9 protein-coding genes are annotated in these 13334 nt (G+C 47.3%); 2 read left to right on the top strand and 7 right to left on the bottom strand.

Annotation, left to right across the window (positions count from 1 at the left end):
• The first annotated feature begins 162 nt into the window (after positions 1–162).
• Positions 163–987 carry an MBL fold metallo-hydrolase gene (locus AC07M6_RS14270; RefSeq protein WP_494891242.1) on the top strand — a complete coding sequence of 275 codons (825 nt, stop codon included), beginning with the start codon at positions 163–165 and terminating at the stop codon, positions 985–987.
• A 119-nt stretch (positions 988–1106) separates the two neighbouring features.
• Positions 1107–2888 (top strand): ATP-binding protein, encoded by a 1782-nt coding sequence (locus tag AC07M6_RS14265; RefSeq protein ID WP_494890482.1) that lies wholly within the window; start codon positions 1107–1109, stop codon positions 2886–2888.
• A gap of 138 nt (positions 2889–3026) precedes the next feature.
• Here AC07M6_RS14265 and AC07M6_RS14260 read toward each other — a convergent pair whose 3' ends face one another.
• From AC07M6_RS14260 to AC07M6_RS14230, 7 genes are all read right to left on the bottom strand, one after another.
• Positions 3027–3407: a MauE/DoxX family redox-associated membrane protein gene (locus tag AC07M6_RS14260; protein ID WP_494890480.1), complete on the bottom strand. Its 381-nt coding sequence runs from the start codon at positions 3405–3407 to the stop codon at positions 3027–3029.
• Between the two features lie 218 nt (positions 3408–3625).
• Positions 3626–5041 carry a polysaccharide lyase 6 family protein gene (locus tag AC07M6_RS14255; protein WP_494890478.1) on the bottom strand — a complete coding sequence of 472 codons (1416 nt, stop codon included), beginning with the start codon at positions 5039–5041 and terminating at the stop codon, positions 3626–3628.
• A gap of 241 nt (positions 5042–5282) precedes the next feature.
• The gene (locus AC07M6_RS14250; protein WP_494890476.1) at positions 5283–6467 is read right to left on the bottom strand and encodes a glycoside hydrolase family 88 protein; all 1185 of its coding nucleotides are present in this window, start codon (positions 6465–6467) and stop codon (positions 5283–5285) included.
• A gap of 109 nt (positions 6468–6576) precedes the next feature.
• On the bottom strand, positions 6577–8469 hold the full coding sequence (locus AC07M6_RS14245) for an alpha-L-fucosidase (RefSeq protein WP_494890474.1): 1893 nt from the start codon (positions 8467–8469) through the stop codon (positions 6577–6579).
• Positions 8470–8769: 300 nt separating this feature from the next.
• Positions 8770–9954 (bottom strand): alginate lyase family protein, encoded by a 1185-nt coding sequence (locus AC07M6_RS14240; protein ID WP_494890472.1) that lies wholly within the window; start codon positions 9952–9954, stop codon positions 8770–8772.
• Between the two features lie 259 nt (positions 9955–10213).
• Complete coding sequence (locus AC07M6_RS14235; protein ID WP_494890470.1) at positions 10214–12334, bottom strand: glycoside hydrolase family 31 protein; 2121 nt, start codon at positions 12332–12334, stop codon at positions 10214–10216.
• A 10-nt stretch (positions 12335–12344) separates the two neighbouring features.
• Complete coding sequence (locus AC07M6_RS14230; protein ID WP_494890468.1) at positions 12345–13328, bottom strand: alpha-L-fucosidase; 984 nt, start codon at positions 13326–13328, stop codon at positions 12345–12347.
• Positions 13329–13334 lie beyond the last annotated feature (6 nt).

Genomic DNA, 13334 nt, shown 5'->3' with positions numbered 1-13334 from the left:
ACCCCTACGGGGTACATACATAGATGTATCCACACAGTAGCTTCAAAGGGAAGTGGCCTAAAGCAATTACATGCTTAACTTATCCCTTACCAAAAAGATGTGCAAAAATCTATGCCGATACAATTGCACATTGCTCAAAATACGGTTAATTTGCAGTTAGAAATGTCGGTATATATTTGTTCACTTAATTCGGGCAGTAACGGTAACTGTTACTATGTTGGCAACCAGCACGAAGCCATATTGGTTGATGCCGGCCTCTCCTGCCGCGAAACCGAAAAGCGGATGCTGCGCGCGGGCCTGAGCATGAGCAAAGTTAAAGCCATTTTTGTATCGCACGAACATTCTGACCATATCCGCGGCATACCGGTTATTGCTAAAAAGTACGATCTGCCGGTGTATATTACGCCCGGCACTTTCCGCAATTCCGGCTTTTTGCAAATGGAGTTGCCCCAGCACCACGTATTTCTGCTACAGGCTTTTACCGAAATTTGCATCGGTCAACTGGTCATCACCTCATTCCCCAAAATTCATGACGCGCTGGAGCCACATAGCTTTATTGTTGCCTGCGGCGATGTTAAAATAGGCATATTTACCGATCTGGGACGTGCCTGCGATCAGCTGATCGCCCACTTTAAGCAATGCCACGCGGCATTTTTAGAAGCCAATTACGACGAGCAAATGCTGGAAAGCGGCCGTTATCCCTGGCATTTAAAAAACCGGATCCGTGGCGGCAAAGGGCACTTATCCAACCGTGAAGCTTTACAACTTTTTATCGATCACCGTCCGCAACACCTTACGCATTTACTGCTGGCCCACCTATCGCAGGATAATAACTGCCCCGACCTGGTGAAGCAACTGTTTGATCAGCATGCAAACGGCGTACATGTTACCGTGGCATCGCGCCATGTAGAGTCGCCTGTGTATTTTATTGGCGACGGTGCGGGGAGCGTGGTTAATAAAGCCGAGCAGCTGATTTTGAGCTTATAGGTTTAAGTACGCAGCATATCCATCACTATTATTTTCATCTTTCCGGGGTACCCATATATGTGTAAGGATTAAAGCTTGCTATTAGGGAAGTAAATCGCATATTTGTATACACAACCGCGATGGAACAGCCATTACCCTTTTTTAATTTCTCGTTCCGCAAGGTGCTTGCTTTGGAACCGGATTCTTTTTGCCGCGCAAAGCTGAAAATCGTATTCGCTATACTGTTGTTTTCATCGGCTAAAACAGCGCTCATCATTCCTTTTGCATTTCGGGCCGGACAATATCTACAGGCTTCCCGTGCTGGTTTTATCACCCTGCTTTTTTTGTGCCTGCTCAAAATACTGTTATATCGCCCTGCAGCAATCCGCATCATCTCCTATTTTATCATTTGCTGCGGCGTGGCGGTTATCTGGACCAATGTATTTGTTTATGCGCAGCGGCTTAATATCGTAACCATACAAATGGTATTTATGGCTACGTTATCCAGCTATTACCTGATTGGCGGCTACCGGGCTGCATTGCTGACTGCTTTATCTATTTGCCCGGTGATTAGTTACCTGATGATGCGGGACCATGCGGCCTGGCAACTGGATATTAACCCGGAAGAGCTGGTTTCTCCTGTTTTTGAGCTCATCGTGCTGTTGAACTTCCTGACTTTCGCCTGGATCCATTACCTTTATTACCAGGCCTTTTATGAAAATTTAAAAGAAAAAGAATTACTTAACCAGCAACTGAGGGTCAACATAACGGAAGCTAAAGCTTTGGCGCATTCCCGCACGCTTTTTTTATCAACCATGTCGCACGAACTGCGTACCCCCCTGAACGGTGTTATCGGCATGGCCAGCCTCATCCGCGATACCGCGCTGCCCTCGCAAAAAGAGAACCTGGATATCCTGGAGTTTTCGGCCGCTAACCTGCTCTCGTTGGTGAACGACATACTGGATTATAATAAAAGCGAGCTTGATAAGATCAAATTAGAGCGCGTACCGGTTAACCTGTTTGCCCTGCTCCACCAAATTTGCAAAGGCCTGGAAATGAAAACGCTGGAAAAAACCCTGTTACTGGCGCCTGAAATTGATGAAAAACTATTGGACCGGCCGGTGATCAGCGACCCTACCCGGCTAACGCAAATCATTTATAACCTGGCAGGGAATGCCATCAAATTTACCGAGCGGGGTACCGTGGGGATTAGTTTAAAGATCATTGAAGAGACTACTGAGCGGGTTGGGATCCTGTTTTCGGTCAGCGATACCGGGATCGGCATTGCCATGGAACGGCAGGAGGCGGTATTTGATCCGTTTGTACAGGCGTCGTCAGATACAACCCGGCTTTTTGGTGGTACGGGGCTTGGGTTGGCCATTGTAAAGCGCCTGCTCAGCCTTTTTAACAGCGAGATCGTGTTGGAAAGCCAGCCCGGAATAGGTTCGGTATTTTCGTTCCGGATCGATTTTGATATTTGCCCTGTTGAAATGCCGGAGATAGCCGCTACGGCGGCTAAGGCAGCGCCGGTGAGTTTAAAGGGATTAAAGATATTGATTGCGGAGGATAACAAAATTAATGTGATGGTGCTGGAGCGCCTGCTGACTAAGTGGGAGATACAAAGCGTTGTTGCTGTAAACGGACAGGAGGCGGTAGACCAGCTTACCATCAATTCATTTGACCTGGTGCTGATGGACCTGCACATGCCGGTGATGGACGGCTACCAGGCTACACATGCTATCCGTGCGCTAAAGGACAGCACCCGGGCGGCAACACCTATCCTGGCCCTTACCGCCTCTGTATCCCACGATATTAAGACAAGTATCAGGGCAGCAGGCATGCAGGACTACCTGCTTAAGCCTTTTCAACCCGAGCACTTACATCAAAAATTATTGCAGCTTTGCAGCGGCCAGCCGGCCTGATTATCTGTTTAAAAACAGAAAAAGCGCAATTTCTTGCGCCTTTTTTATTTTAACATTAATACCGTTAAAGCCGGGTTTAAATAGGAGATATCTTAGGGTATTTCAATTTCCGGGCAACTGCCTGAAAAATATCTCTTACTATTTCCTGATCATCGGCAGGTATTTTTCCCTGTTGTCAATAATTACCCATAGAATAATGGCGATCAATGCAAATACAATAGGCAAACCTGATGGGCCCATGCTGATATTGGCCAATAGAATGCCGGTTAAAACGGGTACGATAACCACAGCGCCCAGTGCCCTGGTTTTGGGGACGATCAATAATAAACCGCCAAGAATTTCTGCAGCGCCCACCAGTGGCATCAGCCAGCCTATTTCCATAAATGCCTTTCCTGCTTTCACCATTTTTTCGGGCATCTCCTTTGGCATCGGCATATAGTGAAAGAATTTATCCAGGCCAGCATTGATAAACATCAGACCGGTCAACAAGCATAAAATAAAGAGAATTACATTTTTCATGATTATTTTAATTTAAATAAGAAACCATTTGATTTCAAAATATACGCAAACTAATTTGTTTCGCAAATTATTTGAACGGTTTTTCAGTTATGACTCAGGTACTTAGTTCCGGGCGTTATGCAGGTGCTTACATCCATTCACGCCATCACATCTTCAGCAAGAAAATGCCAAAACAGCTATTCTTTAACCGCCTGTTGGGTTAAAATGCTAAACTTTTTTTAATACTGCCTAAAAGCGCTGCGGTTTGATAACCTGGATAAGCCTCTCGTTCTTTCAACCGGCGCTGTAAATACGATATGCATTACAGGCAAAACCTTATACCATGCCGGCCCTATATTAACCGCGCCTAATACCTGCTTTTGCTGCGGACTCATTGCCGGCGCCCCTGCTTTTGTGCGATTAGACGGTTGATAAATATTGTTGCCGTCCTTAACCAGGCCAGGGTCCTTCATATCAAAACCGTCGGGTAAATCGCCGGGGAGTTTGATATCATATAAAATATTCTTTTTTATTTTGATGCCCTGCGGTTTATCGGTATAAACAATAGGGTCCGAACCCAGCACCACATTATCGGTAAGCGTAACATGTAGTGGCGGAATGTTGCGGTCGGCACTTTTACCCGAGCCTATTTCAAAAGCCTCGGTGCAATTGATAATGGTGTTGTTTTTTACTTCCGGATTTTTCACCTGCCAGTAACCATTCAGCTCGGGATTGGGGAAAGCATCCATCATATTAATAGCCGCCTTTAGGCCGGTACCGGTTAAACCCTGTAAATAATTATGGTGCACTTTATGGTTTTCGCCAATAATGCGGATCCCGCCGGTCCCTTTAACATCATTGCCAATAAAATAATTGCCATATACTTCTACATGGTTACCATGCCGGAGGGTAAGCGTACCCACACACTCGTAAAACAGGTTATTACAGATGGTATTGCGGCACGATTTGTTAGAAACCACCTCCATTTCGCCATTGCAATGGTAAAAAATATTATCGGTTACGGTAGTGTACGAGTCGTTCATGGATACCGTGCTGGTGCCGATACGAATGGTTTCGCCGCCGTTAACACCCAGGTCGGGGCGTTCATCAAAAAAGTTATGATCTATTTGGTGATAGTTTGGTTTATCGGCCACCCAAACTACCAGTGTGGTACCCTGATGCGTTTTACCTTTCATATAGCAATGATCAACCCGGTTATGGTAGCCGTTTAGGGAGATCCATTTATAATCAAGCTTTTTATCCGATGGATTAAAATCGACGATAGCGGTATTGGTCAGCCGGCAATATTCGGTTTCCTTGCTGAATAATATCACATCTTTTTTTTGCGAATAGCCCTGCGTAAAATTAAGTCCGTCTACTATTAAGTATTGGCCTTCAATTGATAAACCGGAGTTACCTTTCAGGATGATCCTGCCCGGATCGGCCGATACCAATGTGATGGGCGCTTCCTTGGTTCCCTTGGCTTTAAATACTATTTGCTGGTTACTCCAGTCGCCCGGCTGCATAATTACCCGATCGCCCGGTTGTAGTTTTAACGCGGCCAGTTCGGCAGCGTTACGGATGGGATGATCTTTAGCGCCGGCAGTAAAAACGGTTAATAGCAGGACCAGCAACGGGGTATTTAACTTGAACATGGGAAGGATAAAATACATATTAAACCATCGAAGGTACGAAGCTATCTCCAAATAATGCAAGCCGTAAGATCGCTTCGTACCTACCTATAACAGATTGAGCGTAGGGTGTCATGGTGAGCTTGTCGAACCATGGTGGACAGGCCTGCGCACGCACCCTTCGACAAGCTCAGGGTGACAGCCCGCTTTGTCTCATCTAACCGCCAATGCCGGAGTATCAACTCGCAATGACGGGGTGGTGATTTTAATACTTAAACCCGCCTTTTTGCCTCAACAAAGCTTCCAGATAATAATAATCGGCGTAGCTAATCGGCGCGTCAATTTCGCCGTTAGCGGGCTTGTTGCCGGTACTGTGCAGCAGGATAAAGCCTTTGCTTCCGCCCGGTTCAGCCTGGTAATGATCGGTCAGGTTTTTTACGATGGTATTGGCTAAAGCCCTGTACTTTTTACCATTGGCGCTATACCTACTCAGCTCATACAAAGCCGAAGCCGTTACCGCGGCAGCCGAGGCATCGCGCGATACATTGGGAATGGCCGGATCATTATAATCCCAGTAGGGGACCAGATCCTTTGGCATAGTTGGACTACTGAAAATGAACTTCGCGATCTTTTCGGCCTGTTTCAGGTAAGTTTTATTTTTGGTTTCGCGATAGCACATGGTATAGCCATATAAGCCCCAGGCCTGCCCACGTGCCCAGGCAGATCCATCGGCAATGCCCTGGTGGGTTTGCTTATGCAGCACAGCGCCGGTTTCCGGATCGTAATCTATCACATGGAACGATGAATTATCGTCCCTGAAATGGTTTTTCAGGGTGGTATTGGCGTGTGTTACCGCTATCTTATAAAAGCTGGGGTCGCCAGATAATTTGCTGGCTTCGAACAATAATTCCAGGTTCATCATATTATCAATAATCACCGGGAATTTCCAATCCTTACGGTTATCCCATGATTTGATACAGCCTACAGTTGGATTAAAGCGGGTGCTCAGCGTTTTGGCTGCTTCTAAAATTACCTCCTTATAATGCGGGTCTTTGGTGAGTTTATAGCCGTTGCCCACACTGCAATAGATCTTGAAACCCATATCGTGCGTACCGCCGTTGGTTTTCTCCTGCTCTATATTGGCGGTATAAGCTTTAGCTTCGTTCAGCCATTTCTTGTTTTTGCTGTATTGGTACAAGTACCATAGTTCGCCCGGGAAAAACCCGCTGCACCAGTCTTTGGATGGCACCATTACCAGTTCGCCTTTATCTAACGATCGTGGCGAAACCAGGCCCGGTTTAGCTGTCTTTTTAGCTTCGGCAACTTCCTTCAGCATTAAATCGGTTTGTTTTTCTGCAAAGGCGAAAGCTTTGGCTGTTTGCGTTTGGGCAAAACCCTTACCTGCACTTAATGCCAGGAACAGTAACGGGAGTATGTGTTTTTTCTTCATAGTTGGTTTTATCGTTATCCGTCATGCCGAACTTGTTTCGGCACCCCATCAGCTCAGCAAGTTCGCACAGCAAGTGAGGTCCTGAAACAAGTTCAGGATGACACATTGGTTATTTCAAAGGTACTAAAGCAACCTCCAATATTTTCATTAATCCCTGTTTTTGTATCTCAACCGGGGTTATTTTTAAAGTGTGCGTTCCTTGCGGCAAGCTTACTTCTCCTAAACTTTGTTCCACTATCTTTTCACCCTTTTCGGTAGTTTCTACCGTTTGTGTTTTTTTCAGATCGCCTATCGTCAATTCATAGGTTCCGGCATTATCCGCATCGGCGGTGTATTTGATCAGTACCTTGTATTTAGCCGGGGCCAGCAACCTGAATTTCCAGCTGATCACCTTGTCCTTTTTATTCCACCTGTCAATAAAGTATTTACCGGCTTTGCCATCGCCAAAATGGTACTCGCCCGGTTTCATGTCCGAGTCGAAAGCCAGCAGACGGTTAGTATCATCTTTCGTGGCCAGTACCCTTAACGGATCAGTGGCTACCGCGCCATTTGTTTCCAGCACAATCACGCTGCTCACTTTATCCGGTGCCTTCATTGGTACCGTTAATTGAATATCCAGCGGATCGATCCTTTTAATTACCATCGCTTTTTTAGCCGCATCGGCCAATAAATATGCTTTTTTAATATTGCTTTTTAAGCCGCCTATTACCAGCTTGCCATCCTTTGGCCAGTTGAATACCTGCAAATACAGCAGGTTGCCTTTTTGGGTAGAAACACCCCAGTTTTGTAAGGGCAGCGGTGTTTTGGTGGTTTTGTAAATACTTTCGGCGTTCACATCCATCCATTTGCCAACACTGTCCAGTATCTGCTGGTCCCTGGCATCAAACTCGCCATCGCCTTTGGGGCCGATATTCAACAGCAAATTACCACCCCGTGAAGCCGAATTAGCTACCAGGCGGATAAAATGGCCGGCCGGTTTATGGCTTTTATCGTATTTAGAATAACCGTACGACTCGTTAGTAGTAGGGATAGCCTCCCAATCGCCTTCCACCGGGAAAAACTCGGCAGGGCGATCTGCCGTATTCTGGTAATCGCCATAATTCATATTCCCGTTTCGGGCCAGTCTTCCGTTTACCACCACATTAGGGTCGGTTGCGCGGATAGCTTCTAAAATACGCAGGTTTTCCGAAAAAGGTAATTTGCTGGGCGTATCAAACCATAAAATATCGGGATGGTATATGCGCAGCAATTCCTGTATCTGCGGGATGGCCTTTTCGTTGACATATTTAACGGCTTTGGGCAATAGCTCGGGGTGTACATCAAACCAGTTAGCGCCGCCAAATAATTGCAGGTCGCCGGCGGGGTTGCCATATTCCCAATCGTTACCCGGTGCATCAGGATGCTCCCAATCAAAAGCATGTGAATAGTAAAAACCGAATTTCAGTCCGTACTTTTTGCAGGCAGCGCTCAGGTCGGCCATAGGGTCGTGGTGCCAGGCGGTTTGTTTCACTACATTATAATCACTCACCTGCGAGTTGTACATCGCAAAGCCATCATGGTGTTTTGAGGTGATGATCATATATTTCATGCCCGCGCGTTTTGCCGTGCGTACCCACTCATCGGCATTAAACTTTACGGGGTTAAATTTATGGGCCAGTTCCAGGTACTCGGCCCGGTGGATCTTCTCTTTGCGCATCAGGTGTTCGGCGTAGCCGGTTACCTGCTTACCTTTCCACTCGCCGCCGGGCAGCGAATAAACGCCCCAATGGATAAACATCCCAAAACGTGCCTCGCGCCACCACTCTACCCGGGCATCGTGCGTTTTCATGCTGGCAGTCCACCAACCGTTAACGGCTTTGTCTATCACTTTCTGGTCGCGCGCCTTAGCCTGGTTTTGCATAGCGGCTTCATCGCCCGTGTTTTGGGCCTGGGTTGGTAAAGATGCTGCATTTAGGGCTATAGCCAGCGCGCCATATACCAGTTGCCTGTAATTTATCTTCATTGTATTGCTTTGATCGTTTGGTTAATTGGGTAAGCTAATTGAGGGTTATTTCTCTATTTATTTTTTAGTGCTGTTAGCCAGATATTCAGCTTATTTTACATGATTTATTTCATCCATCGTGAATAAGAGCATATCAGGCTGATTAATCAGGGCGTTGCCTCCGGCCCGCGCTTTCCGCTCATACTGCACATGGACTTAGCCACAGGCCGGTATCCGCTGCAATCGCTAACGCGGGAAGCTGTTGGTGAGGACAACAACAGCGGGAACTAATCTCTGATCTCTTATTAACTAATCTCTAAATTACAACCATATCAACACATGCCTCACCGGTAAATTCCTGATGATCTCCTCGTCCTTAGGGTCGTGGTCCAGTTTTTTCCAGGTATCCAAAAAGGTTTGATCATGATAGGCTACCGCGCCAAATACCAGCGCGGGCTGTGCTACCGGCCAGCTTTCCCAGTGCATTACATCGTGCTGGTAGGGCCATTTGTTTTTATCGGCTAAAAAGGGCTGTAAAAATTCAATGCCTTTTTTAATATTGCGGCCATCGGGGGTTTTAAACTCCCAGAGGTTATCTTCCTTGGTAGTCAGGATCTGGCAAAGGGTGGTCATGGCATCCAGGTTAAAAATGGAATAACCAAATGGTTTGGTACGCCTTAACTCCTGCGGGAAGCTGCCGTTAGCCTCAATCTGGTTAGGCAGCAATACATTTTTAAACCTGTCTATGCAAAATTGCAACACTTCCTTATTCCCTGTAAACTTGGCAAAACAGGCCGTTTGCATGCACCAGCAGGTACCGTGATTGTTCTTGGCGTTCATCTCGTCCTTACCGTAAGGGTGGGTAGTTAGCCAGGTGATGTATTGATTAAACCAGTCTTTTACGCCGGCCAGCAGTTTCTTGTCCAGCACAGCCGAACTTTCCATTACTTCCAGGCCCTGCACTACTTCCATCAGCTGGATGGTGTCAATTATACCAATACCCCTGCCGGTCGCAACGCCCTTTATCGCCTGGGCATATTGCAGGCTTGGGTTCATCAGCGTTTCGGGATCAATAAACCAGGCGCGCAGGTGCGCCTGCGCTGCCTTTACATATTTAGGATCTTTAGTGATTTTATAAGCCGATGCCAGCGCCCCGACGATCTGGCTGAAGCGGATCATGGCATGGCGGTGCGCCACAAAGTTTTCGGGATTGGTCATGCCATCCTTTTGGATATACGGGCCATTGGGATTTTTCTCATCCGGCCACCAATAATCGCCCTCCGAATAAAAATCGTGCTTGCCGCCTGCGCTGCGCGCGCAGCTTTCGGCTGTTACGGTTACCGGCTTTTGCTTTAAGGCCCAGGCGGCTTCGGCCAGGGTTTGCTTGCGCAGGGTGGCCGTAATTTGCGTCGCGAAGGTGTCTTTTACATCGCGTTTCCACGAGCTTACACTTAAAGCGCACAGGATAAACAAAGCGCTGCTGAATAGTATTTTTAGTTTTTTCATGTCTAACTTTTATCTTTAAATTCTTGCGCTCGTCTGAGACGAGTGCTTCATGCTGCCAAGCGATTGTATCGCGTATAAGCGTCGCAGACGCTGAACCATTTTAAGCGCTCGTTGCAAACGAGCGCAAGTTTACACAACTGGCTTCAGTCTGCGACTGAAGCCTAAAGATGAAAACAAGTCTGTGACTTGTGTCAACTCCGAAGTCGCAGACTTCATTTATCCTGTGGCTTCAGTCACAGACTGAAGCCAGGGATTGTTATTACATAATCTTAAACGTCACCTTGCCCACATTATCCGGTTTGCCTTTTGCGGCAGGTGATATCGTTCCGCCCGATTTGCTCACTTTTATCTCCCGGAAAGTATACTCCCCTTTTTCATAATTGAAAGTTTCGCCGTCATCATCGTAAAGCATATAGCTGCCCGGTTTTTCGCCGTAGTAGCGTACTTCTATATCTACCTTTTGTCCGTTCTTTGGCGCGTGCAGCATGGCTGTCATCATCGGGATCACGCCGCCATCCTTTACATAAACGGGAATCTTATCCAAACCGGGCGTAACCGTAATTACCTCGCCATTACCGGCGTATTTACCGGTGTAAAAATCGTACCAATTGCCTTTAGGCAGTATAACCTTGCGGGTGGTTTGGCCGGTAAACATAGGGGCTACCAATAAGTATTCGCCGGCCATGTACTGGTCTTTTACTTCTTTAGATGTGGCTTCCTCGTAAGGGTTTTCTTCTAAATTGACTTTCTTGTTTTCTTTCTTAGCCTCGGTAACGGTAAAGCCCGGCTCCAGGTTCATCGCACGGAAAGGGGGGATACCCTGGAAATGGTATTTGGCAAATTCGCTGTACCAGTAAGGCATCATTTGCATGCGCAGGTCGGCCAGTGTTTTTACCTGTTCGGCTACCTCGGGGAATGTCCATGGCTTTGTGCCGCTGGCCCAGGCATTGATCATAGCCATAGGCGAGAAGATATTAGACTGAAACCTGCGCAACCATTCTTCGGCAGTTTTAGAGGCCCGTACTTCGGGGGTCCATAAGGTCCCGGCAAAACCGCTGTTAATGAGGGCGGTAATAAAATCCTCGTGATTATAGTAATCGTTATAAATAACATAAGGGAACGATGAGCCGCCGCCGTTGGATGCCCGTACCAAACCAAAAGTACGCTGGTTGCGCTGGTGGTACATTTCGTAAGTATAACGCTGCATCATTAAGCCGTAGGTTTGGCGCATCTGTTCGGCGCTATGGCCTGAGGGGAACGTAGCCACATCGGGCCACAGGTAGTTATCGCCGCCGTCTACCTCGTCCATTTTGTAACCGCTTACGCCGATATCCACCTTGCCTTTATATAACTCGCCGAAGAAGATCTTGCGGGCGGCAGGCATGGTCAGGTCAGGCACGGCGCCGTTCCAAACCGTGTGGGTACCTGTATAAGGCAACATACTTTTATAGATTGGCGCTTCGGGCGAGATATAGGGGTTGGTCCACAAGTTAATGCGGATGCCTTTTTTCAGCATATCCTGTACCAGTTTCTGCGGTTCGGGGAAACGGGTTTTATCCCACTCAAAAGTACATGGGTACGATTTGCTTTGCCAGCCCGGTTCCAGCCCGATAAAATCAAGCGGATAGCCGCGGTCTTCAAAAGCTTTGGCTTCATCGGCAACGCCTTGGGCATCGGTTAAGCGCTGTAAACGCTGGGTAAAGCCCAGCCCCCAGCGGGGTGGTAAACAACCGCCGCCATTTAATAAGTTATAACGGCGTACGGCATCCATGGCCGTTGGGCCGGCAAACACGTAAATCTCTACACCGGCTGCGGGTACCAGCATTTCCACCGCATCCGAATAAGGGCGCGATGACCAGGTTTTATCCAGATTCCTGTCCTGTACCTTAGCCGGGGTTTTGCTATCGCGACGGACAGCAGTACCTGCATATACATTAATATACCGTGCCGAATTGATAAACACCCCGTAGCCTTTGCTGGATACATAGAAAGGGGTAGGCGCATGCGTGCGGCCGTTATCCTTACCGGCATAATTATCTACATGCAGCGTCAGTATTTTACCACGCTGATAAACGGTTTGAAAATTCAGGCCAAAACCAAACAACTGCTCGGCTTTATCTAAAGGGAAACGCAAATACGTTTTACCATCCGATACTTTAGCGGCAATGTCCTGCTGTGCCAAAGGGAAAGCCGCCTTACCCATTTGCTGTAAACCTGCTAAATAAGGAGTGGCGCCTGCCGCGTTCAGCAAGTTAAATGCTTCGGGCTTACCTACTATACCTTTCCACACACCGGGTTGTACCTGTGTCCAGGTGATGGTTTGGGCCTTAACGGCTGTAGTGAAAACAATCAGTAATAATAAAATGGACCTGTATCTCATATTTTTTATCTTATTTCTTTAATGCTTTACCAACTTCGGTCAGCTGGTTAATAAACGGCTGATAAATGTGCCCGTTACTTTGTATAGGGGCATCCCACGTCATGGCGCCTTTTACGTCCCACAGTTTTTGGCTGTAGCCGATCACCTGTTCGGTTGTGAAACGCGGATTGCCCATGCCCCATTTTTCGCCCAAAAAGCTGAGGACGTGGATCTGCATGCCGTCAATCTTACCATCGTAAGGTTTATTAATACTTAGCTGATCGTCCTTATTGATCTCGCCTGCAATATAATCTTCGTAAGGGGTGCCGCTGGTAATGCGGTACATTACACCCATATTAAAGCCGATGGCACTGTTGGGGTTGCCGGCACGGGCAGCGGCGGCAAAGCTTTTAAAGTTTGGCGCCGATTCTCCGCGGTACATCACATTGGGCCAGTAACAGCCATCAAACCACCAGCCATCTACCTTAGTGCCCCAACGTACCGACCATTCCCTGATGATCTGTTCCCATTTATTTTGAAACTCTTTATTAGGGTGCGCGCCATTTTGCCATTGCAGGGCTTTTTTGGCTATCGAGTCTCCATTGGGCGCGCCCGATGGCAGGTATACGATCAGTTTTAAGCCCCGTTTATGCAAAGCATCCGACAGATCGGCTATCAGATCTCTCTTTGAGCATTTGGTGGGACTGATACCCACTATCCGGTCGTACGTTTTATTAGGCGATACATAATAGCCCGAGTTTTGCCCGATGGTAAAGATCATGTAATTAGCCCCGGTTGATTTTACCTGATCAGCCAATCCGTCCACGTCAAAATGATCAATAAGGTCGTTCCATTTTTTTACGTCAATACCCAGGTTTTCGGTTTGCTTCAGCCAATCGGGCAGGTAATGGGTCATTACGCCAAATCTGGCACTCTGCATCCAGGCTGCACGGTCTTGCGCATGGGCCAGTGCCGATACAACGAGCAGTACAACTATTACCAAAACCTTTTTCATTGCGCC

The sequence above is a fragment of the Mucilaginibacter sp. GW821-FHT07H05 genome (assembly GCF_059418485.1).
Note: the sequence above shows the minus strand (reverse complement) of the source record. Positions and strands in the feature narration are given on the sequence as shown.